This is a genomic window from Burkholderia sp. SRS-W-2-2016 (assembly GCF_001931485.1).
Classification (GTDB): domain Bacteria; phylum Pseudomonadota; class Gammaproteobacteria; order Burkholderiales; family Burkholderiaceae; genus Paraburkholderia.
This window is the reverse complement of record NZ_MSDV01000026.1, coordinates 134,878-154,210: the sequence shown is the minus strand read 5'-3', so window position 1 is coordinate 154,210 and position 19,333 is coordinate 134,878. Positions and strand designations below refer to the sequence as shown.

Genomic DNA, 19,333 nt, shown 5'->3' with positions numbered 1-19,333 from the left:
CCTTATTCCCGCGAATCAAATGTGCGTGAGGTAGAACTTGGTGTGCGCTTGCGCACGGAGCCGGTAAAAACGGAATGCCAGTCTACGCGTGCCTGCCGAATCCTTCGAGCGGCGTACAAAAAAATTCGTAGAACAAGAGGACGACCATGGACGAATGCGCGCACAACTTTCCGGAATTGAATAATTCCACGGCAATTGCCGTGACACTCGTAACGCGCCCGCTCGCGGCCTGACATCGTCCGAATAAAACCGATGAAAAACGCACTGTTTCTGATGCAGGACATCAGGGGTGGGGGCGCGGAACTCGTCACGCTAAATGTGGTGAGCGGGATCGTTGCGCGTGGCGGCGACGTGCGTATCCATACGTTCAACCCTAAGCGCGCGGATCACGCGCTGCCGGAGAACCTTGCGCGCGCGGGCAGATCGGTCTTCGCGGCACGCGGGGGCCAGCCGGTCTCGCTGTGGCGCGCACTGCGCGATGCGGGCGTGGTGATCGGCTCGCTCGAGATCAAGACGCATCTGGCCGCCGTCCTGCTCGGCGCGATCTTTCGCAAGCCCGTCGTGCTGTGGCTGCATAAGGATCTGAAGGTGTTTCTCGAGAACAAGGGCAGCGCGCAGCGCGTGATCTACAAAACGCTGTTCGGCCTGAACCTTCGCTTCGCGCAGCAGACCATCGGCGTGAGTGAAGGCGTAGCGCAGAGCCTGCGCACGATGTTCCCGCGTCACGCTGCCCGGATCGCCTGCATCTACAACCCGATCGACATCGCGCGCATCGACAGGCAGCTCGACCGCGCGCCCGCCGTCGCACCGTGGATGCAAAAGCCGTTTGTACTGTCCGTCGGGCGTCTCACCAGCCAGAAAGGTTTTGATCTGCTGATCCGCGCGTTCGCGGTGGTCGCCGAGCGCGTTCCGGGCGTGGATCTGGTGATCCTCGGGCAGGGTGAGGAGCGCGACGCGCTGGAGCGGCTCGTCGCGCAGTTAGGCATCGCGCAGCGCGTGCATCTGCCCGGCTTCATCAGTCCGCATCAGGCAATGGCGCGCGCTTCGCTCGTGGTTGCGTCGTCGCGCTTCGAGGGTTTGTCGCAGGTGCTGATCGAGGCGCTTTATCAGGGCGCACGCATCGTGTCGACGGATTGCCCGTCCGGACCACGGGAAGTACTCGATGGCGGCCGTCACGGCACGCTCGTCGCCAACGGCGCGATCGCCGATCTGGCCGACTCGATGGTGCGGGAGCTGACGACGGCCGATGCGGACGGCGCGAAAGCGACGCGCCGCGCGCGCGCCAAAGACTTCTCGTTCGATTGCATCGTGCCGGAATGGGAGCGTCTGCTGGGCCGCGTTTGACCTGTGTTTTCACATTGAAACGAGCACGCGCCGAAACACGCTTGCGGCTGCGATTCGTTCGCAAGCACACCGCTAGCGGGGCAGCGCGACCGACCAACAACCGATCAACAACCGATCAACAACCAATCAGCGCGGAGATGGCGCCACCATGGCAACACAGTTCGTAACCGATTTCTCGCATGCTGCGCAAGCCGGCCGATTCACTCACGAAGTCGTTGCCGTTGATTCCATCGACGGGCTCGGCGCGTTGCGCGGTGTGTGGAATACCTTAGCCAGTCAGGCGGAGAACCCCTCGTTATGCGAGGGCTACCAGTACTGCGAACTGGCGGCATCGATGGCCTTCGAGCAACGCCTGCCGGTGCGGGTGCTGCTGATTCGCGAGGGTCGCGAACTGGTCGCGCTCTGGCCATTCGTGATCGAACGCCGCGCGCTGCTGCGGGTCGCGCGGCGCCTGACCTGCGGCGCGCGCGAGGAGTACGGCCAGCCGCTCGTCAAACAGGGTGTCGGCGACGACATCTGGCCGGCGATCATGACCGCGCTCAAGCGGCTCGACGCCGATCTCGTCGAAGTAAGCCGGGTCGCCAACGGCACGAGACTCCAGGCGGCGCTCGACACCGCGCCGCAATCGCGGGCGCATCGTCTGCTGCCATCGAGCAAACGCGGCCACCCCGGTTACGCAATCGGCCTGCGGGGATTTGCGAGCTTCGTCGAGTTCGAGAACGAATCGTTGTCGTCGAGGTTTCGCCAGGTTTTGCGCAAATGTCGCCGGCGGCTCGAACAACTCGGGCGCGTCGAATCGGGTTGGTGCGATACGCCCGAGGAGACCAGGCGGATGATCAGTTGGATCATCGAACAGAAGCGCGCATGGGCCGCCGCGCGGAGCATCGAGAACGAATACCTGGAGGATGACCGGATCGTCGCGTTCTTCTCCGGGCTTGCGCAAAGACTGGACTTGTCGAAGACGCCGCTGGTCGCTTTTCTGACGGTGGATGGCGTGCCGGTCGCCGCGTCGTTGAACATGGTGGGTGGCCAGACTCTGGAGGGCTGCGTCACGACTTACGATCCGGCATTCGGCGAATATTCGGTCGGTTCCCTGCATCTCTACGAACTGCTCAAGTGGGCGCATGCGCGCGGGCTGGATTTCGATTTCCGGCCGGTGCACGTCGACTACAAGGAGCGTTGGGCGACTCACCGTACCTGGCACGAGACGCGGGAGCTGGTGGTCACCGCGCGCGGCCGGCTGGTCGACGTCGCGCACCTGCACAGCTACGCGCAACGAGGCGCGCGCAAGCTCCTGCGTGAGACGGTTCGCCGGATCCGGCCCGCCGCGAAAGCCGCGAATGCCGCGAATGCCGCGAAAGTCGCGCAGCCCGGCTAGGAACCGGCGCCGCCAGGGGGCGTCACTCCTCACGCGGCGCGGCATCGTCTTTAACACCGTCGGCGTCGGCGGCGACCCGGGCGGCGCCGGCCGCGCGGTCGAGCTCCGCCGTTCGATTCGTCTCGCCGACCCAATCCAGCAACAAATGATAAGTAACGGCCAGCAAGACCGGCCCGACAAACAACCCCACCGGCCCCATCGCAATCAAGCCGCCGATCACCCCGGCCAGAATCAGCACCAGCGGTAATTCGACGGCACGGCGAATCAGAAGCGGGCGCAGCACGTTATCGAGCGTCGACACGCAGACGGCCCACACCAGCAGCACCACGGCGGTAATCCGAAAGCCGTGCATGAACAGCCAGACCACCGAGCCGAGCATCGGCACCAGCGGCCCGAGCTGCACCAGACACAGCACCAGCACCAACGCGCTGAGCCCGCCCGCGAACGGCACACCCGCCAGCCAGATCCCCGCCGAGGCGAGCGACGCCTGCACCAGCGCGGTCACCACGACACCGAGCGCGATCGCCCGGATCGACTGGCCGGTCAGATAAACGACGCTGGCGCCGCTATCCGGCGCGACCCGCAACGCAAGCGCGATCAGCAACGCGACCACCGCCTCGCCCTGCGCATACAACAGCCCGCAGACGATGATCATCAACAGCAGATGCAACGCCAACGCGCCGACCACGCCGATATGCAGCAGCAGCCATTTCGCGGCGACCGCGACATAAGGCTCGATACGCGCGAGCAGGCCGCCAGGCCCGGCCTCCGACAGCCGCTGCCATTCGAGTGTCACGGGTTTCAACAGGCGCACGCTGCCGAACCACTGCGGCGGCGCCGGCAGCGTATCGTTCGGCAGCCTCTGAACGAAGCGCATCACTTCGTCCGCGCGGTCGGCGAGCGTATACACGGCGCCGAACGTCGGAATGCAGATCACGACGATCTCGAGCAGCAGCATCACCGACACCGCGAGCCAGCGCCGGCCGCCTAACGATTGCTGGAGCCTGAGCATCAGCGGCCACGTGGTGACCACGATCGTCGTCGCCCAGATCACCGCGGGCACGAACGGACTGACGATGTACAGACTGCCGCCGATCAGCGCGACCAGCACGCCGCCGCCCACGAGAATCTGCGCGAGGTCGAGCGGGGGCCGCGCGATCTTGCGCCGTGCCGCTGGCTCGCTGGGGCGCTGCGCCTGGTCGTTCATCGTCGTCGCCGCGACTCCGGTTCGGGTGGCGGCCGGGGCCGGAAGTCAGCGGCGCATACCCGCCACGCGGCTAATTGCCGGCCTTCGGTTCCACCGAAATAGCCACCGCCTCGTTGTACACCACTTCGAGCTGGTCGCCTTTCTTGATCCGCTTCAATTGTTCGGGATCCTGCACGACCAGCTGTACCGAGTTGCCTTGCGGTCCCTTCAGCGTGAGCATGCCGCTCTGGTGATCGATTGCGGTGACGTTGGCGATCACGGTCACTTCGCGCGCGGCCGAACCGCCGGGCTTCGCGCCCAGCGCGGCGCGCTCGATCGACTCGGTCGCGTTCGCGCTCGGCGCCGTATGGGTCTTCTTCAGCGTGACGGTCACCGCCTGCGAATATTCCGCGCTGACCTTGTCGCCGAGTTTGAGCTGCTCGAAGTTGCGCGCCTCCTCGCCGACCACCACCTGCACGACGCGGTCCTTCGCATCCTTGAGCCAGATCGTGCGCGTCGACGGTTCGATACCGACGATCGTCGATACCGATTTGATCGTGCCGGTCACGGTCACCTTGCCGGGTTCGCTTTGCGTGGTCACTTGCGGCGTGTCCTGCGCAAACGCCGTTTGCGCCGCGCACAGGAACGCCGCCGTACAAATCAGTCGGCTGTATTTCATGCTGTTCTCCTCGAGCGCCGCGCGCACGGAGTCCGCGCGGTCGCAGTTGACGGCACGCGGTACGGCGCGAGGCCGTGCCGCGCGTCAGTGGACTGTGTAGCCGCGCCCCTGCATGCACGCGGCCCATGCGCGATTGAAGGTGTCCATCGCGCCTTGCGTGTTCGCCTGGCTTTGCGCCGCCTGCGCGCGCCGGTTCTGCCGCGCGCGCGAGCCGCCGACCACGGTGCCGGTCGTCGCGCCGATCGCCGCGCCTTTGCCCGCGTCGCCGGCAATCGCACCGATCACCGCGCCGCCGGCCGCGCCGCGCGCGGCGCCCTGCACCCGCTCGCCGCCGCCGACCGCCGGGCCCGAAGGTGGCGGAGGCGCATTGGCGACCGCGGTCGGATCGACACCGGTATTGCTTTTCGCCCACGAATAACAGGCGCCTTCGTCCTGTTGCTGTTTCTGCGCGCTCTGGCCCTTCGCGGGGTACGCGATAGGCCGCGCCTGGCCGATGCCTTCGAGCGGCAGCGCGACGCTCAACGCCGCAACCACCAGATACTTCGTCACCTTTTTCACGACAGCTCCTTGCGTGAATGCACGCGGGTGCGGGTCGTCGGCTGCCGCCCGGCGCATGGCGCGCACAGCATGGCAGGTTCGCTTACATCATGGCGCGGGCGCCGTGGGCCGCGCATCGGACCATGGTCGTATTGGCGGCAACACGTGGCGCTGCTGAAATGATTTCTGAAAAACTGCAGGTATCGTTTCGGTCGCCGCGGTTCGCGATCTCGTCGAAGGTTGCAACGCGCGGTACCGGCCACGCGTGAGGGGGTAACAGCGATGGAGCGCATCATGCATGCTCTCGAACGGATCGTCCCGCTCGCCACGTCCGCGTCGGCGCTCGACGGGCGGCCGGCGGCCCACGCCGCGCGACGCCAGTTCGAGCCGAAAGCGCATCTGAAGACAACGCGCGGCGCGCTGACGCTGACGTTGTGCGCGGCGCTGCTCACGCTCTCCGGGACCGCGCTGTTCAGCCCGGCCGCGCTCGCGCAGGCGCCGGCCGCCAACGTCAACGCCGCGCCGCCACCCGCATCGCCGGCCGAACTGGACAAGCTGGTCGCGCCGATCGCGCTGTATCCGGACGACCTGGTCGCGATCATCCTGCCGTCCGCGACCTATCCGGTCGAAATCGTTCAGGTCGACCGCTTTCTCGATCAACGAAAAACCAACCAGTCGCTCAAGCTCAACGACTCCTGGCACGACCCGGTGAAGGCGCTCGCCAATTACCCCGAGGTCGTCAAGAAGATGAGCACCGATCTGGACTGGACCATCGATCTCGGCGAAGCGGTCGTCGCGGATCAGGGCGCGGTGCTCGAAGCGATCCAGCGCTTCAGGCGGCAAACGCAGTCGGCCGGCAATCTGAAATCCGACGACAAGCAGGTCGTGGTGGTCGAAAAGGAAGTGATCAAGATCCAGCCGGCCGATCCGCAGGTGATCTACGTGCCGCAGTACAACCCGACGACGGTCGTGGTCGCCGGCGCGCCGGCACCGTATGCGTACTATCCGGCGCCGTACCCGGCCTATTACTACCCGTACGCGCCCGGCGCGGCGCTCGCGACCGGCCTGATCTGGGGCGCCGCGCTCGGCGCCGCGTGGAACGGCGGGCACTACGAAGCGCACTACGGTGGCGGCGGCAACAACAACATCAACATCAACCGCGAGAACAACTTCGAGCGCAATGTCGATCGCGGCGACCGCACCGTCAATCGCGGCGATCGCACCAATATCAATACCCGCGACGTGAATCGCTCGGGCGGCAATCGCACGACCTCGTGGACGCCGGACAAGAAGCCCGGCCAGGTCAGCGGTATCTCGGATCGTTCGGCGCGCACGCAGCGGGTCGGCGATCCGCCCGCGCGCGGCGAGGGATCCCGCGGCGACGCGTTCAGCGGTTACGGCTCCGCGCGCGACACCCAGGCGAACAGCGCGCGCGGCGCGGCGAGTCGGCAGTCGTACTCGGAAGCGCGCGGCGGGCACTCGCCCCGCGCGTCGGCGGGCGGCGGCGGCTTTGGCGGTGGCGGTGGCGGTGGCGGCGCTCGCGGCGGCGGCGGCTTTTCGGGTGGCGGCGGTGGCGGTTTCGCGCCGCGTGGCGGCGGCATGGGCGGCGGTCGCGGTGGCGGCCGGCGTTGAGGAACCCTGAAGAACGAGAGACGACGATGACCAAGCGCACCATCAGCGGCGGCAACCCGGACGCGCGCAGCGCGCCGGGCCTTAGCCGGCTAGTCGCGTGGGCCGCCACGCTCGCCAGCGCGGCGCTGCTCGCGCTCACGCTGCCGGATCACGCATGGGCCGCCGGCCAACGCACGTTCGCCACCCCCGAGGACGCGGTCGCCGCGCTCGCCGACGCGCTGAAAACCGACAACGAAACCGCACTGGTCGAGATTTTCGGCGAAGCGCACAAGCGTCTCGTCGTGTCGGGCGATCGCGCGGAAGACGAAGCGAACTGGGCCAACGCGAGCGCCGAGATGCAGGCCTTCCACGCGCTCGACGAAGCGGGCCCGGATCGGCGCATCCTGCTGGTCGGCGACGAGGCGTGGCCGATGCCGATTCCGATCGTCAAGGAAGGCGGCAACTGGCGCTTCGCCACCGAGCTGGGCGAAGACGAGATGATCAATCGCCGCATCGGCGCGAACGAGCGCGCGGCGATCACGGTTCTCAATGCGTATCTCGGCGCGCAGCGCGAATACGCATCGCGCGCGCGCAACCAGGCCGGCGTGCTCGAATACGCGCAGAAGCTCGCCAGCACGCCCGGCAAGCAGGACGGCCTGTACTGGCACACGGATGAGAACAGCGACGAGGAAGCCAGTCCGTTCGGGCCGCTGGTCGCCGCGAGTTCCGAATATCTGAAGGGCCACCGGGCCGGCGATCCGTACCGCGGCTATCACTTCCAGATCCTGACGAAGCAGGGCCGTCACGCGCCCGGCGGCGCGTTCAGCTACGTGATCAACGGCCATATGCTGGCCGGCTTCGCGATGGCCGCCTATCCGGCCGAGTACGGCACCAGCGGCGTGATGACCTTCGTGGTCAACAACAACGGCGTGATCTATCAGAAGAACCGCGGCCCGCATGCGCCGCCGATCACCGAATTCAATCCGGACAGCACATGGCAGCGCGTCGACGATCGTTTGTGAGCCGCACGCCCGTCGCGTGGCCGCTGCGCCGCCGTCCGCATCCGTTATCGATTTCGAGGAGCCCATCCATGTCATTGCGATACCGCCAGGCCGCGCGCGCGGTCCTCGTCTGTTCCGGCGCGCTGGCGCTGCTCGGCGGCGCGGCCGCGAGCCATGCGGCCAACCTGAACTTTCTGAAGGACACGCCGATCACCTACATGCGCGACGCCGACCGCAAGGCGCTCAACAATGCCGCGCAGAAGGCACTGGAACAAGGTAAGGACGGCGAATCGTTCGACTGGAGCAACGCCGGCACCGGCAATCCTGTGACGATCTCCGGCACGGTGACGCCGCACGACACGTCGAAGCAGGGCGAGCGCACCTGCCGGCACGCGACGCTGGTCGCGACCGCGAAAGGGCAGACGCAGACGTGGATGCCGACCGTCTGCAAGACCGGCGACGGTCCGTGGAAAATCCTGCGCGAATGAGCCCCGCGACGGTACGCGGAGCGACGACGACATAACAGACACAGCAGGCGGGACGGCAATCGCAACGGACAGCGGAACGGACAGAGGAACGGCAGGCGCAACGGCAATCGGGACAGCAATCATGGAACGCGTGGAAGGCAGGATCGTACTCGCGGCGATTGCGATATTCATCGCGTTGGGCGGCATTGCGGCGGCGATTCGCGGCTTGCTGTACGAGGATGGCGCGCTGGTCCGGATCGGCGCGCTGGCGATGGTGCTCGGCGTCGCGGGCTTCGTGATCCTGCTCAATCCGTGGGCCAACAAGTGAATCGGTTCCCGCCGCCAGCAGCACGTTCACGCCGGGAGTGGCGATCATGGACAAAGCCGTTTCACGCAGCAAAGCCGCCCGCGCCGGGAAGCCGCCGGCCGCCGCCTATCTGACTCCCGACGAGCGGGCCGCGCAGGGGCGCGTGATTCGCGATTCGATTCCGCGCTCGTCGCAGGCGGGCTGGCGCACGCCCGAGCAACGCGGCGATCCGGTCGCGCTGCTGGAGCAATCGAACGAAGGCCGCTTGCCCGCTCTGGTGCCGCTGCGCTTCGGCCGCATGGCGGCCTCGCCGTTCGCGTTCTATCGCGGCGCGGCGGCCGTGATGGCCGCGGATCTGGCGACCACCCCCACCAGCGGTCTGCGCGTGCAGGCGTGCGGCGACGCTCACCTGATGAACTTCGGCGGCTTCGCGACGCCGGAGCGCAACGTGATCTTCGATATCAACGATCTCGACGAGACGCTGCCGGCGCCGTTCGAATGGGATCTGAAGCGGCTCGCCGCGAGTGTCGTGATCGCCGCGCAGCATCTCGAACTGGCCAATAGCGAGACCGCGCGCATCGCGACCGATCTCGCGCGCGTCTACCGCGAGCGGATGCACGACTACGCGTCGATGCGCGTGCTCGACGTCTGGTACGACAAGATCGACCTGCAACGCTATCGCGACGACGGCGGCGACCCGGACGTCGTCGATGCCGCGCGCAAACGGATCGCGCAGCGGATCGAAACGGAACGGCGCAAGACCGTTCCCGATCATCTGTATCCGAAGCTGGTCTCCGAGGATGGCGCGCAGCCGCGCATCAAGGACGAGCCGCCGCTGATTTTTCATCCGACCGAAGAGATGGCGCCGGGTCTGGGCAGCCGCTACGCGGAAGCGATCGCGGCGTATCGCGAGAGTCTGGCCGAACACGTGCGCGTGGTGTTCGACCGCTTTCATCTGGTCGACATGGCGATCAAGGTGGTCGGCGTCGGCAGTGTCGGCACGATGTGCGCCGTGGGTCTGTTCATGGCGAGCGACAACGATCCGTTGTTTCTGCAGGTCAAGGAAGCCAGAGCATCGGTGCTCGAACCGTACGCGGGCAAAAGCGTGCATCCGAACCACGGGCAACGGGTGATCGCCGGGCAGCGTCTGATGCAGTCCGCGAGCGATGCGTTTCTCGGCTGGACGCGCGGCCAGAACGGCCGGGATTTTTATCTGCGTCAGTTGCGCGACATGAAGATTTCGGTGCTGATCGAAGCGCTCGACGCGGCGCTGCTGCGCCAGTACGCGCGCATGTGCGCGCACGCGCTGGCGCGGGCCCACGCGCGCTCGGGCGACGCGGCGACGATTGCCGGCTATCTGGGCGCGGGCCAGACCTTCGACGATGCGATCGCCGAATTCGCGACCGAGTACAGCGCGCAAAACCGGCGCGACTATCGCGAGTTCGTGCGCGCGATTCGCGAGGGCCGGATTCAGGCGATCGTCGACGACTAGGCGCGCGCGCCGCCGCTCAGCGGACAAGGAGGGTGCGATGGCGCAACCGCGCAATCCCGGCGCCGAAGTCGACAGTCACGCGCCCGCGCGCGGCTGGCGCGCGTTCTTTCCGCCCGCGCAGTGGCTACCCGGATATCAGATGCAGTGGCTGTCCGCGGATGCGGTCGCGGGTCTGACGCTGGCGGCCTACGGAATACCGGTGTCGCTCGCCTACGCGACGTTGGCCGGCTTGCCGCCGCAATACGGGATCTACTGCTATCTGGCCGGCGGGCTCGCGTATGCGCTGTTCGGCTCGTCACGGCAACTGGCGATCGGGCCCACTTCCGCGATCTCGATGCTGGTCGGCGTCACCGTCGCCGACATGGCGGGCGGCGACCCGCTGCGCTTCGCGGCAATCGCCGCGCTGACCGCGATCCTGATCGCGGTGATGTGCGCTTTCGCGTGGCTGCTGCGGCTCAGTTCGCTGGTCAACTTCATCAGCGAGACGATCCTGCTCGGCTTCAAGGCCGGCGCCGCGCTGACCATCGCGTTGACGCAACTGCCCAAACTGTTCGGCGTGAAAGGCGGCGGCGAGCCGTTCTACGAACGCATCGCGGTGCTGGCCGCGCAGCTTCCCGACACCCATCTACCGGTGCTCGCGTTCGGCGTCGCCGCGCTCGCGTTGCTGCTGCTCGGCGAAAAGTTCTTACCCGGACGACCGGTGGCGCTGGGCGTCGTGGTGCTGTCGATCGTGCTGCTGTCGGTCACGCCGCTCGGCGCGCTCGGTTTCCAGGTCGTCGGCGCGTTGCCGCGCGGTTTGCCGGCGCTGCAGTTTCCGCCGCTGCATGTGCGCGACGTGGACGGCATCGTGCCGCTCGCGTTCGCCTGTCTGCTGCTGTCGTATGTGGAAAGCGTGTCGGCCGCGCGCGCGATCGCGCAGCAGCGCGGCTACGAGATCGACGCTCGTCAGGAGCTGCTCGGGCTCGGCGCGGCCAATCTCGCGGTGGGGCTGTTTCACGGCTATCCGGTCGCGGGCGGGCTGTCGCAGTCGTCGGTCAACGACAAGGCCGGCGCGCGCACGCCGCTCGCGCTGGTGTTCGCGTCGGTGGCGATCGGGTTGTGCCTGCTGTTCCTGACCGGTCTGCTCGCGAACCTGCCTAACGTCGTGCTCGCGGCGATCGTGCTGGTGGCGGTCAAAGGGCTCGTCGATGTGCGCGCGTTGCGGCATGTATGGCGGGTGAGCCGCTCCGAGTTTTTCGTCTCGCTGGTCGCGTTCGCCGCGGTATTGCTGCTCGGCATTCTGAAGGGCGTGATTTTCGCGGTGCTCGCGTCGATGCTGCTGCTGATCACGCGTGCCGCGCATCCGCACGTGGCGGTTCTCGGGCGCATTCCGGGCACGCACCGCTATTCGGATATCGAACGTCATCCGGAGAACGAAGCGGTGCCGGGCGTGCTGATTTTCCGGGTCGAGTCTTCGCTGTTCTATTTCAATTGCGACAACGTGCGCGCGGCGGTGTGGCAGCAAATACGCGCGAGCGCGGCGCCGCTCGGGCTCGTGATCTGCGATCTGTCCAGCTCGCCCGCGGTCGATCTCGCCGGCGCGCGGATGCTCGCGACGCTGCACGCCGATCTGGTCAAAGCGGGGATGCGGCTGCGGATCGTCGCCGCTCACGCCGGCGCGCGAGACATCCTGCGCGCCGAGGGGCTCGAACAGCAGGTCGGCGCGTTGGGGCGGCGGGTGGGGGTGGATGATGTGATCGACGCGTTTTTGCACGATGCGGGGCCGCATGGTGCGAGTGCTGGAACGCAGGGAACGTAGGGAACGTAGGGCACGTAGGGAATGCCGGGAATGCCGGGAATGCCGGGAATGCCAGGAATGCCGGGAATGCCGGGAATGCCAGGAATGCCGGCCGCGTAGCCCGGGGCAGGCGGCGAGCGTCCGGTGCGAGAAGCGCCGACGAGCGCTAACCCGGCGCGATCGCGCTTTGACGGAAAAACGCCCGGGTGCGCGCATCCATCGGCCCGAACCAGCGGCTATACAGGTTGTTCAGATCGGGCGACACGAACAGCTCGCTGAGCGTGCGGTCGACGATCAGCCGCAGATCGTCGTCGCCGCGCGCCACGCCGATCGCAATCGACGCATCGGTAAAGCGCCGTTCCAGCACCAGCAACTGGTCCGCCGCCGGACTCGTGCGGGCGAGCGAGACCAGCAACGCCCGCTCCGCAAAAAACGCGTTGACCCGCCGGTCGACGACGCTCGCCACCCCCGCCGTGACGTCCTGCACCGTGACCAAGCGCGCGTCGATATGCAATTCGTTCAGCCGCTTGCGCACCCACGCTTCGGCTTCGGCGCCCGCGATCACGGCGATCGTCTGTTGCGACAGGATCTGTGACGGCGCGCCGCGCCACAGCAGCGCGCTGCGCGTGCCGTTCAGCAGATCCCTGAGCCCTTGCGACGAGTCGCGGCGCACCAGCACGCCGATCCCGCCCGGATAGACGGGAATCGAGAAGCTCGCCTGGCGGCGCGCGGCCAGCGTGTCGTAGGTGCCGCACAGCAGATCGACGCGGCGGCTTTCGAGCGCGCTTTTGCGATCTTCCAGCGCAAGCGGCACCCATTGCAGCGCGAGCTTCGGCATCCCCGGTTCGCCGTGCAGCGCATCGACGATCTTGCGGCACAGCGCGATCGTGTAGCCGGTCGGCTGCCCGGCGGCGTCGCGCCATGCGAACGGCTGCGCGGCATCGATAAAGCCGAGCCGCACGGTCGCCGTTTGTCTGATGCGCGCGAGCGCAGACGTATTCGCACCGGCAGCCGCAACGCCAGGCGCCGCCGCATGCGCGCGATTGGAGCCGGCCAGCGCGAGCGCGCCGAGCAGGATCAGCAGCGCGGCCGGACCGGCCGCGGCGGCACCGGGACGGCGCGCCGCCGGTTGCGCGGCCGCGCGCGCGGCGATCAGCCCATACACGACGTAACCGAGCGCGATCACCAGCATCCCGCCGAGCACCGCATCCTTGCCCGACGCGTACAGCGCGTAGATCGAATAGACGAGCGCGACCACGGTGACGAGCGCGTTGCGCAGATAGACGCGCGCGGGCGTGCCGGCGTCGCGCATCATCACGAACAGTGCGGACAGCGAAATAATGTAGGGCACCACGTTGGTGACGACCGCCAGATTGACGAGCGCCGCGAACTGTTCGCTCAGGTTCGGACTGATCGTCGACAGCGCCATCAGCGACTGCACGATGCACATCATCACCATCCCCGCGAGCGGCGCGCCGCTCGGCGTGACCTTGCTGAAGACGGCGGGGAACAGCTGGTTGTCGGCGGCGTCCTTCGCGGTTTGCGCGAGCGTGAATTGCCAGCCGAGCAACGAGCCGACGCAGGCGAGCACCGCCAGCGCCATCACGACATGGCCGGCGAGCGGACCGATCATCTTCGCGTACGCGAGCCCGAACGGCCCGGTCGATTTCGCCAGCTCGGCGTTCGGCACGATGCCCTGAATCACCCACGTCGAGAGCACGTAGATCACGGCCGCGCCGAGCGTGCCGAACAGGCAGGCGAGCGGCACGTCGCGTTTCGGGTTCTCGACCGCCGACGAATTCTGCACCGCCGATTCCATCCCCAGGAACGCCCACAGCGTCAGCGAGATGCTCGAACCCATCCCGTGCAGCAGACTGAGGCCATTCGGATTCCACGCCTGCTCGAAGGTCGCGCCTTTGAACCAGAACCAGCCGAACAGGGAGATGAAGCCGACCGGCAGGATCACGCCCCACACGGTAATCGAGCCGATCCGGCCGGTGAGCCGCGGGCCGCCGAAATTGGCCGCTGTGGTCAGCCACAGCAGCGCGATCACGCCGATGCAGGTATTGAGCGGCGATGCGGTCAGCGCGGGCACGAACGCCGCCAGATAGCCGAGCGCCGAACTCGCGACCGCGACGTTCGCGATCGCCACCGAAAGGAAGTACAGGAAGAACACCTGGAAGTAACCGGAGCGCCCGTACGCGTCCTCGGCATACGCGGCCATTCCGCCTTCGCGCTGGTTGAGGATGCCGGCCTGCGCGAAGCCGTACGCGATCGCCATCGAGCCGACCGCGGTGACCAGCCACGACAGCAGCGAGATCGCGCCGACCCGCGCCATATTGGTGGGCAGCATGATGATGCCGGAGCCCATCATGTTCACCGCGACGATGAACGTCAGTTGCACGACGTTCATCTTGTGCTGTTGCTGTGCCATGCGATCTCTCCCCGCGCATGAACGGCTTGCCGCGGCCCGGCCGGTCCCGCCGGGACTGAACGCTCACACGCTCGCGCCGCCCATCGCGCCGGGCGCGGGCGGGCGGCGGCGTGCTACGGGTAGTAGCGAATCCCCGGCTGCGCGGTGCTGACCCGGGTGCCCGCTGCGTTATTCGTAATCGCGACGATGTCGGGCAGCGCGCCGATCACCGCGTCGCGGCCGGTATTGCGCGCGAATTCGCAGGCGGCCATCACCTTCGGACCCATCGAGCCGGCCGCGAAGCCGAGCTTCTCCAGCTCGTCCGGGTGCGCCTGCGCGATCGCTTTCTGACCGGGCTTGTTCCACTCGACATACGCGGCGTTCACGTCGGTCGCGATCAGCAGCAGGTCCGCGTCGAGCTCCTGCGCGAGCAATGCCGCGCATGCGTCCTTGTCGATCACCGCCTCGACGCCGTGCAGCTTCTTGTGGTCTTTGTCGTACATCGTCGGAATGCCGCCGCCGCCCGCGCAGATCACGATCGTGCCGTGCTCGAGCAGCCATTTCACCGGCCGGATCTCGAAGATGTGCTTCGGGCGCGGGCTTGCCACCACGCGGCGGAACATGTCGCCATCGGGCGCGATGCTCCAGCCTTTCTCGGCCGCGAGACGTTGCGCTTCCTCCTGCGGATACACCGGGCCGATCGGCTTGGTGGGGTTCTGGAACGCGGGGTCGTTCGCGTCCACTTCGACCTGGGTCAGGATCGTCGCGAACGGCACCTCGTACGGCAGCAGATTGCCCAGTTCCTGTTCGATCACGTAGCCGATCATCCCCTCGGTCTGCGCATCGAGCACGTCGAGCGGATAGCCGGGCACGTCCTTGTAGGCGGCGCCCTGCAACGCCAGCAGACCGACCTGCGGCCCGTTGCCGTGCGCGATCACCAGTTCGTTGTCCGCAGCAATCTGCGCGATCTGTTCGGCCGCGAGCCGGACGTTGTCGCGCTGGTTCTCGGCGGTCATCGGTTCGCCGCGGCGCAGCAACGCGTTGCCGCCGAGCGCAATCACCATTCGCATGATTTACCCCTTTCGCAGTGCAGACGTGACGGGCCGCGTGACGCGCGGCGGCCGCCCCATGCAGGGCGCCACGCCACGCGCACGCGGCCGGAACCCGCTTCGTGATCCTTACAGATCGGCGAGCGTCGAGACGAGGATGGCCTTGATCGTATGCATCCGGTTTTCGGCCTGTTCGAACGCGAGATTCAGCGGCGATTCGAACACCTCTTCGGTCACCTCGACGCCGTTCGCCAGGTTCGGATATTTCTCGGCGATCTGCTTGCCGACCGTGGTCTCGCTGTTATGGAACGCGGGCAGGCAGTGCATGAACTTGGCCTGCGGATTGCCGATCGACTTCATGATCTCCATGTTGACCTGATACGGCAGCAACTGGGCGATCCGTTCGCCCCAGGCCTCGACCGGTTCGCCCATCGACACCCACACGTCCGTATGCACGAAGTCGGTGCCCTTGACCGCTTCCTTCGGGTCTTCGGTCAGCAGCATGCGCGAGCCGCTTTCGTCAGCGAACTTTCGGCACGCGGCGATGTGCTCTTCCGACGGCCACAGGCTTTTCGGCGCCGCGATCCGCACGTCCATGCCGAGCTTCGCGCCGATCAGCAGCAGCGAATTACCCATGTTGTTGCGCGCGTCGCCGAGATACGCGTAGCTGATCTGGGTCAGCGGCTTGTCGGTGCTCTCGCGCATGGTCAGCACGTCGGCCAGCATCTGGGTGGGGTGGTATTCGTCGGTGAGCCCGTTGAACACCGGCACGCCGGCGAATTTCGCGAGGTCCTCGACGATCTCCTGACTGAAGCCCCGGTATTCGATCGCGTCGTACATCCGCCCGAGCACGCGGGCGGTGTCCTTCATGCTTTCCTTATGGCCGATCTGGGACGAGTGCGGATCGATGTAGGTGACGTTGGCGCCCTGATCGTACGCGGCGACTTCGAACGCGCAGCGCGTGCGGGTCGAGGTCTTCTCGAAGATCAACGCGATGTTCTTGCCTTTCAGATGCTGCTGCTCGGTGCCGGTGTACTTCGCGCGCTTCAGGTCGCGCGACAGGTCGAGCAGGTAACGCAATTCGCGGGTGGAGTGATGCATCAGGCTCAGCAGGCTGCGGTTGCGCAGGTTGAATGCCATGTCGGTTCTCCAATGCAGGTTCGGGAAGACTGCGCTGAATTCGGCGGGCGATGCGATCAGTAGTCTACCGGGTCGCGGATGATCGGGCACGTCATACAGTGGCCGCCGCCGCGCCCGCGCCCCAGTTCGCCGGCGGTGATCGTGATCACCTCGACGCCCGCCTTGCGCAGCAACGTGTTCGTATAGGTATTGCGGTCATAGCTGATCACCACGCCGGGTTCGATGCAGACCACGTTGTTGCCGTCGTCCCATTGCTCGCGCTCGGCCGCGAACGCATTGCCGCCGGTTTCGACGACGCGCAGCTTCGGCAGCCCCAGCGCTTCGCCGACCACGTCGACGAACGGCTTGTCCTCGCGCCGCAGGCTGAGCTTCGTCGGGCTGTCGTCGGGGCGCACGGTGAACGGCACGATCTCCTTGACCACTTCCGGGAAGATCGTCACGAGGTCGCGGTCGCAGAAGCTGAACACGGTATCCAGGTGCATCGCCGCGCGCGACTTCGGCAGGCCGGCCACGATCACGCGCTCGGCGCCGCCGCGCGCGAACAGCTGCTGCGCGAGCTGGCCGATCGCGTGACGACTGCTGCGCTCGCCCATGCCGACCAGCACGGTGCCGTTGCCGATCGGCATCACGTCGCCGCCTTCGAGCGTCGCGTTGCCGTGGTCGAGATCCGGGTCGCCGTACCAGACTTCGAAGTTCTTGCCGGCGAAGTCCGGATGGAACTTGTAGATCGCGGTGGCCAACAGCGTTTCCTGGCGGCGCGCCGGCCAGTACATCGGATTGAGCGACACGCCGCCGTAGATCCAGCAGGTGGTGTCGCGCGTGAACAGTGTATTGGGCAGCGGCGGCAGCACGAAGCTCGAATAGCCGAGGTAGTCGCGGAACATCTTCAGCGTGTTGGTTTCGCTGGTATCGGGGATATCCTCGGCCGCCACGCCGCCGATCAGGAACTCGGCGATTCGCCTCGGCTCCAGTCCTTCGAGCCACGAGCGCACCTCGCCGGCGAGCGTCACGCCGACCGTGTTCTCGCGGATCTTGCGGTCGAGAATCCACTTCAGCGCTTCGGGCACGCGCACGGTTTCGGTCAGCAGGTTGTGCATCTCGACCACGTCGACGCCGCGCTCGCGCATCTTGGTGACGAAGTCGAAGTGATCGCGCTTGGCCTGGCTGACCCAGATCACATCGTCGAACAGCAGCTCGTCGCAATTGCTGGGCGTCAGGCGCTGATGCGCGAGCCCTGGCGCGCACACCATCACCTTGCGCAGCTTGCCGGCTTCGGAATGTACGCCAAAACTCGCCGTTTCCGTGCTCATGCTTTTCTCCTCGAATCAGAGGGTCAGAAATCCTTTGTACAGACCGAAAGCGGCGATCAGCGCCGCGATGATCACCGCCGCGAACACGACGGTTTCGATCCCGGTGAAGATCGGTTTGCCGGCCTCGCGTTTGGCCTTCGCAAACAGCAGCACGCCCGGCGCGTACAGCAGCGCCGACAGCAGCACGTATTTGACGCCGCCCGCGTACAGCAGCCACAGCGCATACACGACCGCGATTCCCGCGATCAGCAGGTCCTTGCCGCGCTCGCGGCCGTCCTCGTAGGTCTCGCCGCGCACCGCGAGCAGCAGCGCGTAGGCGGCCGACCAGAAGTACGGCACGAGGATCATCGAGGTCGCCAGATAGATCAGCGACAGATAGGTGCCTTTGGAAAACAGCGTGACGATCAGGAACAGCTGGATCATCCCGTTGGTCAGCCACAGCGCGTTGGCCGGCACGTGGTTCGCGTTCTCCTTGCGCAGGAACGCCGGCATCGTGTGGTCGCGCGACGCCGAGAAGATGATCTCCGCGCACAGCAGCACCCACGACAGCAGCGCGCCGGCCAGCGAAATCACGAGGCCGACGCTGATCAGCACCGCGCCCCAGTGGCCGACCACCCGTTCGAGCACGCCGGCCATCGACGGATTTTTCAGCGCCGCGAGTTCGGGCTGCTTCATCACGCCGAGCGACAGCAGGTTCACCAGCACCAATAGCAGCAGCACGCCGACGAAGCCGATCACGGTCGCCTTGCCGACGTCGCTGCGCTTTTCGGCGCGCCCGGAAAACACGCTCGCGCCTTCGATGCCGATGAACACCCACACTGTGACCAGCATCATGTTGCGCACCTGGCTGCCGACGCTGCCGAGCTTCGGATTCTGCAGGCCCCAGACGTCCGACGAGAACGTCGACCACTTGAACGCGAACACGCAGATCAGGATGAACACGCACAACGGCACCATCTTCGCGATCGTCGTGATCACGTTGACGGCCGCCGCTTCCTTGATGCCGCGCAGCACGAGAAAGTGCACGCTCCACAGCAGCACCGACGAGCACACGATCGCGATCGGCGTATTGCCTTCGCCGAACACCGGGAAGAAAAAGCCCGCGGTACTGAATAGCAGCACGAAGTAACCGACGTTGCCGAGCCACGCGCTGATCCAGTAGCCCCAGGCCGAGCCGAAGCCCATGAAGTCGCCGAAGCCGGCTTTCGCATATGCGTAGACGCCGCCGTCGAGATCGGGCTTGCGGTTGGCGAGCGCCTGGAACACGAACGCGAGCGCCAGCATGCCGACCGCGGTGATCGCCCAGCCGATCACGACCGCGCCGGCGTCGGCGCTGACCGCCATGTTCTGCGGCAACGAGAAGATCCCGCCGCCGACCATCGAGCCGACGACCAGCGCGGTCAACGCGCCGAGTCGCAGCTTGTTCGCGGAGACGGGGGCGGCCGCGCCGGAGGCGGCCGGGGAACCGTGAGCGGAGGTCGAATCGGACATGGATAGTCTCAGGGCCGCGCGCAACACCGGGATGGCCGCCGAACTTCGTGCGCGATGCGATGGCTCGGCGACCTGATTCCGCGACTCGATATGTGCAGGCTCCCCTTAACCTCTCAAGCTTCTTAACCTTGTCGGCTTGTTAACCACTACG

At 66.6% G+C, this 19,333-nt stretch carries 16 protein-coding genes; 8 read left to right on the top strand and 8 right to left on the bottom strand.

Annotated features, from left to right (window positions below; all coding sequences use genetic code 11):
• Positions 1-252 precede the first annotated feature (252 nt).
• Complete coding sequence (locus BTH42_RS13385; protein WP_075299988.1) at positions 253-1,344, top strand: glycosyltransferase; 1,092 nt, start codon at positions 253-255, stop codon at positions 1,342-1,344.
• Positions 1,345-1,492: 148 nt separating this feature from the next.
• On the top strand, positions 1,493-2,722 hold the full coding sequence (locus BTH42_RS13380) for a GNAT family N-acetyltransferase (protein WP_083654783.1): 1,230 nt from the start codon (positions 1,493-1,495) through the stop codon (positions 2,720-2,722).
• A gap of 22 nt (positions 2,723-2,744) precedes the next feature.
• Here BTH42_RS13380 and ydiK read toward each other — a convergent pair whose 3' ends face one another.
• The 3 genes from ydiK to BTH42_RS13365 all read right to left on the bottom strand — a co-directional run bounded on the left by ydiK (position 2,745) and on the right by BTH42_RS13365 (position 5,145).
• Positions 2,745-3,929, bottom strand: a complete 1,185-nt coding sequence (gene ydiK, locus BTH42_RS13375) for an AI-2E family transporter YdiK (RefSeq protein WP_075299984.1) — start codon at positions 3,927-3,929, stop codon at positions 2,745-2,747.
• A gap of 70 nt (positions 3,930-3,999) precedes the next feature.
• Positions 4,000-4,587: a hypothetical protein gene (locus tag BTH42_RS13370; RefSeq protein ID WP_075300184.1), complete on the bottom strand. Its 588-nt coding sequence runs from the start codon at positions 4,585-4,587 to the stop codon at positions 4,000-4,002.
• Positions 4,588-4,671: 84 nt separating this feature from the next.
• Positions 4,672-5,145: a glycine zipper family protein gene (locus tag BTH42_RS13365; protein ID WP_075299982.1), complete on the bottom strand. Its 474-nt coding sequence runs from the start codon at positions 5,143-5,145 to the stop codon at positions 4,672-4,674.
• Positions 5,146-5,418: 273 nt separating this feature from the next.
• On the opposite strand from BTH42_RS13365, the gene BTH42_RS13360 reads away from it, so the two are divergent.
• The 6 genes from BTH42_RS13360 (at position 5,419) to BTH42_RS13335 (ending at position 11,800) form a co-directional block, all read left to right on the top strand.
• Entirely contained in the window at positions 5,419-6,756 is a 1,338-nt protein-coding gene (locus BTH42_RS13360; RefSeq protein ID WP_256702009.1) for a DUF3300 domain-containing protein, read from the top strand.
• A 26-nt stretch (positions 6,757-6,782) separates the two neighbouring features.
• Positions 6,783-7,757 carry a DUF2950 domain-containing protein gene (locus tag BTH42_RS13355; RefSeq protein ID WP_143752036.1) on the top strand — a complete coding sequence of 325 codons (975 nt, stop codon included), beginning with the start codon at positions 6,783-6,785 and terminating at the stop codon, positions 7,755-7,757.
• A 68-nt stretch (positions 7,758-7,825) separates the two neighbouring features.
• Entirely contained in the window at positions 7,826-8,224 is a 399-nt protein-coding gene (locus BTH42_RS13350) for an RT0821/Lpp0805 family surface protein (protein WP_075299978.1), read from the top strand.
• 121 nt (positions 8,225-8,345) lie between these two features.
• The gene (locus tag BTH42_RS13345) at positions 8,346-8,531 is read left to right on the top strand and encodes a DUF2964 family protein (RefSeq protein WP_075299976.1); all 186 of its coding nucleotides are present in this window, start codon (positions 8,346-8,348) and stop codon (positions 8,529-8,531) included.
• A gap of 46 nt (positions 8,532-8,577) precedes the next feature.
• Positions 8,578-10,002 carry a DUF2252 domain-containing protein gene (locus tag BTH42_RS13340; RefSeq protein WP_075299974.1) on the top strand — a complete coding sequence of 475 codons (1,425 nt, stop codon included), beginning with the start codon at positions 8,578-8,580 and terminating at the stop codon, positions 10,000-10,002.
• A 37-nt stretch (positions 10,003-10,039) separates the two neighbouring features.
• Positions 10,040-11,800, top strand: coding sequence for a SulP family inorganic anion transporter (locus tag BTH42_RS13335; RefSeq protein ID WP_075299972.1), 1,761 nt, complete (start codon positions 10,040-10,042; stop codon positions 11,798-11,800).
• 145 nt (positions 11,801-11,945) lie between these two features.
• Here BTH42_RS13335 and potE read toward each other — a convergent pair whose 3' ends face one another.
• The 5 genes from potE to arcD form a co-directional block, all read right to left on the bottom strand.
• Positions 11,946-14,213, bottom strand: coding sequence for a putrescine-ornithine antiporter (potE, locus tag BTH42_RS13330; protein WP_075299970.1), 2,268 nt, complete (start codon positions 14,211-14,213; stop codon positions 11,946-11,948).
• Between the two features lie 113 nt (positions 14,214-14,326).
• A complete protein-coding gene (gene arcC, locus BTH42_RS13325; RefSeq protein WP_075299968.1) occupies positions 14,327-15,262 on the bottom strand; it encodes a carbamate kinase in 936 nt (311 codons plus the stop codon).
• A gap of 108 nt (positions 15,263-15,370) precedes the next feature.
• The gene (locus tag BTH42_RS13320; protein ID WP_075299966.1) at positions 15,371-16,381 is read right to left on the bottom strand and encodes an ornithine carbamoyltransferase; all 1,011 of its coding nucleotides are present in this window, start codon (positions 16,379-16,381) and stop codon (positions 15,371-15,373) included.
• A gap of 56 nt (positions 16,382-16,437) precedes the next feature.
• Complete coding sequence (arcA, locus tag BTH42_RS13315; protein WP_075299964.1) at positions 16,438-17,691, bottom strand: arginine deiminase; 1,254 nt, start codon at positions 17,689-17,691, stop codon at positions 16,438-16,440.
• Between the two features lie 15 nt (positions 17,692-17,706).
• Positions 17,707-19,182, bottom strand: a complete 1,476-nt coding sequence (gene arcD / locus BTH42_RS13310; protein ID WP_083654782.1) for an arginine-ornithine antiporter — start codon at positions 19,180-19,182, stop codon at positions 17,707-17,709.
• Between the last annotated feature and the right edge of the window lie 151 nt (positions 19,183-19,333).

What these genes read in the sequence shown, in the direction of transcription:
- BTH42_RS13385 (WP_075299988.1), top strand. Translation starts at nt 253, where the DNA reads ATGAAAAACGCACTGTTTCTGATGCAGGACATCAGGGGTGGGGGCGCG.
- arcD (WP_083654782.1), bottom strand. Translation starts at nt 19,182, where the DNA reads ATGTCCGATTCGACCTCCGCTCACGGTTCCCCGGCCGCCTCCGGCGCG.
- potE (WP_075299970.1), bottom strand. Translation starts at nt 14,213, where the DNA reads ATGGCACAGCAACAGCACAAGATGAACGTCGTGCAACTGACGTTCATC.
- ydiK (WP_075299984.1), bottom strand. Translation starts at nt 3,929, where the DNA reads ATGAACGACCAGGCGCAGCGCCCCAGCGAGCCAGCGGCACGGCGCAAG.
- arcA (WP_075299964.1), bottom strand. Translation starts at nt 17,691, where the DNA reads ATGAGCACGGAAACGGCGAGTTTTGGCGTACATTCCGAAGCCGGCAAG.
- BTH42_RS13345 (WP_075299976.1), top strand. Translation starts at nt 8,346, where the DNA reads ATGGAACGCGTGGAAGGCAGGATCGTACTCGCGGCGATTGCGATATTC.
- arcC (WP_075299968.1), bottom strand. Translation starts at nt 15,262, where the DNA reads ATGCGAATGGTGATTGCGCTCGGCGGCAACGCGTTGCTGCGCCGCGGC.
- BTH42_RS13360 (WP_256702009.1), top strand. Translation starts at nt 5,419, where the DNA reads ATGCATGCTCTCGAACGGATCGTCCCGCTCGCCACGTCCGCGTCGGCG.
- BTH42_RS13320 (WP_075299966.1), bottom strand. Translation starts at nt 16,381, where the DNA reads ATGGCATTCAACCTGCGCAACCGCAGCCTGCTGAGCCTGATGCATCAC.
- BTH42_RS13340 (WP_075299974.1), top strand. Translation starts at nt 8,578, where the DNA reads ATGGACAAAGCCGTTTCACGCAGCAAAGCCGCCCGCGCCGGGAAGCCG.
- BTH42_RS13370 (WP_075300184.1), bottom strand. Translation starts at nt 4,587, where the DNA reads ATGAAATACAGCCGACTGATTTGTACGGCGGCGTTCCTGTGCGCGGCG.
- BTH42_RS13355 (WP_143752036.1), top strand. Translation starts at nt 6,783, where the DNA reads ATGACCAAGCGCACCATCAGCGGCGGCAACCCGGACGCGCGCAGCGCG.
- BTH42_RS13350 (WP_075299978.1), top strand. Translation starts at nt 7,826, where the DNA reads ATGTCATTGCGATACCGCCAGGCCGCGCGCGCGGTCCTCGTCTGTTCC.
- BTH42_RS13380 (WP_083654783.1), top strand. Translation starts at nt 1,493, where the DNA reads ATGGCAACACAGTTCGTAACCGATTTCTCGCATGCTGCGCAAGCCGGC.
- BTH42_RS13335 (WP_075299972.1), top strand. Translation starts at nt 10,040, where the DNA reads ATGGCGCAACCGCGCAATCCCGGCGCCGAAGTCGACAGTCACGCGCCC.